Annotated in this window: 3 protein-coding genes; 1 reads left to right on the top strand and 2 read right to left on the bottom strand. The window is 41.4% G+C overall.

The features are described 5' to 3' along the window. Nucleotides 1–554: 554 nt before the first annotated feature. Nucleotides 555–1,022 carry an RNA recognition motif domain-containing protein gene (locus ASV53_RS23535; RefSeq protein WP_062690365.1) on the top strand — a complete coding sequence of 156 codons (468 nt, stop codon included), beginning with the start codon at nucleotides 555–557 and terminating at the stop codon, nucleotides 1,020–1,022. Here ASV53_RS23535 and murI read toward each other — a convergent pair. Together murI and ASV53_RS23525 are read right to left on the bottom strand one after the other, a co-directional pair. Then, complete coding sequence (gene murI, locus ASV53_RS23530) at nucleotides 991–1,794, bottom strand: glutamate racemase (RefSeq protein ID WP_094958932.1); 804 nt, start codon at nucleotides 1,792–1,794, stop codon at nucleotides 991–993. The genes ASV53_RS23535 and murI overlap by 32 nt on opposite strands. A 66-nt stretch (nucleotides 1,795–1,860) precedes the next feature. Then, nucleotides 1,861–2,520 (bottom strand): Dph6-related ATP pyrophosphatase, encoded by a 660-nt coding sequence (locus ASV53_RS23525; protein ID WP_094958931.1) that lies wholly within the window; start codon nucleotides 2,518–2,520, stop codon nucleotides 1,861–1,863. Nucleotides 2,521–2,652: the final 132 nt, after the last annotated feature.

Raw genomic sequence — 2,652 nt, 5'->3', positions numbered from 1 at the left:
CATGATATTCGAATTGACTGTGCCAAAGCTTAAGTAAACTTAAGTTTTGTATTGGTCACTCAGTTCATTGATGCCAAATTCATTGTTACTTAAAAAGTCACAATGAACAGTTTTGACTATTCATCTCACGAGTGCCCACACAGATTGCATGGTCAAATTGTTAAAGAGCTTTTCTTCGTTGCTTTCGCTCTGAAGAGGTGCGCCATTCTAAAGAAATCAAGGTAAGTGTCAAACACTTTTTGAAACTTTATTTTCAAAGGCTTTCACCGCACTAACTCGTTGCTAACCATCTCGTTTTGAGATGCTGCTCTCCGTGTCAGTGAGGCGGCATTATAGAGACTTTGATCGCACTGACAAGCCTTTTTCTTAAAAAAATATGCAACCGATGAATATTTCACCTAATGTGTTATTTAGCCCCCACAGGGCAACATTTGACGATCGTCACATTCACTTACTGGTAATTATAAGTCAATGAAAGTAATATCAATGTGATTCTGATGTTAAAATAACCAATAAGCATTCTTCTTACTATTTACGACGATGTAGTATTGAATATGAAATTATCCAATCAAACTTTAGTAACCATCATCGCCCTAGCTGTACTTGGGGCTTTAATCATGAGCTTTATCGCTATTTCACCTTCTATCGCCTTTGCGTTAGGTGTCATCCTCTCTGGGTTAGCTGTCCACTTTATGCAAGGAGCCTCTCCTGCAGCTGTAACACCTGATGACTCATCCTCTACTTCGAGTTCGAGCAAAACCATTTATGTAGGTAACTTACCGTACCGCGCTAATGAGAATGATGTAAAAGATCTATTTTCTGAACACGGTGAAGTTTTCGCAGTTCGTCTAATGAAAGACAAACGCACAGGTAAACGTAGAGGTTTTGGCTTTGTTGTGATGAATAGTGCCGATGTGGGTACTGCTATCGCAAACCTAAACAATAAAGAATATGGCCAACGTACATTGAAAGTGCGCGAAGCCAATGAGCCTAAGAATGGGGAAGATCTAGATTCTGAATAGGACTTAGCCCCATTTCTGAAAGGAAAACATTCAGTGCCGCTTCATGATGTGAAGCGGCACTATTATATGTAACGTTCTTTTTCTGGTTTTGAACGATCTGATCTGTCTCCCCCAACAAAGCCTTTACGCGATTCGCGATTGCTTTACCAGAATCGATAATTTGTACGGGCGTAGAAAAAGCCAGTTGGATTTCATCTTTAATCAATGGGAAATGGGTACAGCCCAGAACAATACCGTCGACTCGATCCAACCAAGGTTGGAGTATTTGTTGAATTTCGACCAGAGATACCAGCTCTCCTCGCATTTTTTGCTCTGCTATTTCAACCAATCGTGTAGAACCAATCATCAGTACTTCACAATCTTTCGCAAATTCAGCGATCAACTCCTGAGTATAACGTCGCTTAATCGTTGCTGGCGTAGCAAGTAAACCAATGACTTTCTTTTCACTCGATGCAGCTGCTGGCTTAATGGCTGGTACAACTCCCACTACAGGAACATCTAACTGCTCACGTAAGGTAGGAAGAACAATCGTGCTGGCGGTATTACATGCAATCACAACTAAATCGACAGCATGCTTCAAGACCAACCTAGACACAATGTCTAATGTCCGCGAAATCAGTACCGATTCTTCAAGCTCACCATAAGGGAAAGCTGCATTATCAAAAGCGTAGACATAATGCTCATATGGCAGAAGTGTGCGGATTTCTTGATATACCGATAACCCACCAACGCCAGAATCAAAAATAAGGACACTTTTCACTGAACACACCATATTTACGCTATTTAATCAGGCATATCATACTGCGATTTACAAGGTTCAGAAACCTGCATTATCACCTTAATAAAGATACCGCTGGTAATGAAACCGTGTTGCTCTTTCTATAAATGAAGGTGAAATTACTAATCGCCTTTTGAAGCAAGGCGCTGCTATGGCGAGCGTATGAAACTCGCCATTTTCACCACAGGGATCAACACCGCTAGGTAAAGAGTCTATAAATTCAGGCGTATACCATTGCCCGCAGTAATCACCCGACAATTGTTGAGTATCCACTGTTGTAACTAGTGTTTGGATACCACGCGTAATTATTTCCTGCGCTAGTAGAGAGCTATCTTCTCCCATCAAAGGAAAAACGCATTGCCATCCAGCAGGTTCAATATAGCTGCGACGATAATCGGCAATACCATTACAGAACATATCACCAAATGCGACAGCATCAATGTTCAGCTCTGAATCCTTTAACCCCATTATAACCGTAGACTGATAAACATCATTTGCAGGGAATACACTCGGCAATAAAATGGTGACCAAAGGAAGCTCAGCAAGATTAGCTTGCTGATAAACGACGTCAATTGGCGTTGCTTGGAAAGGCACTTCATCTGCAAGGTAGGTGGTGAATAAGCCCACCACGTTATATCGAGGGTCTTCAAGTAATCGAAGTAGAGTCAATGCTGAGTCTTTACCCGAGCTCCAGCTGATGATGACATTAATGGGTTTCATAGTTTATCAACGCTATGTGGTTATGAAATAGATATAAAGAAGGCCGCTAATGAGCTAATGCCGTTCACTTAAGGTGAGCGGCTTTCTTATTTTTGGCATATCGTTGAGGTCTTGGTTTTACCGTTCTTGGGA

This window comes from Photobacterium sanguinicancri (assembly GCF_002265265.1).
Classification (GTDB): domain Bacteria; phylum Pseudomonadota; class Gammaproteobacteria; order Enterobacterales; family Vibrionaceae; genus Photobacterium; species Photobacterium sanguinicancri.
Note: the sequence above shows the minus strand (reverse complement) of the source record. Positions and strands in the feature narration are given on the sequence as shown.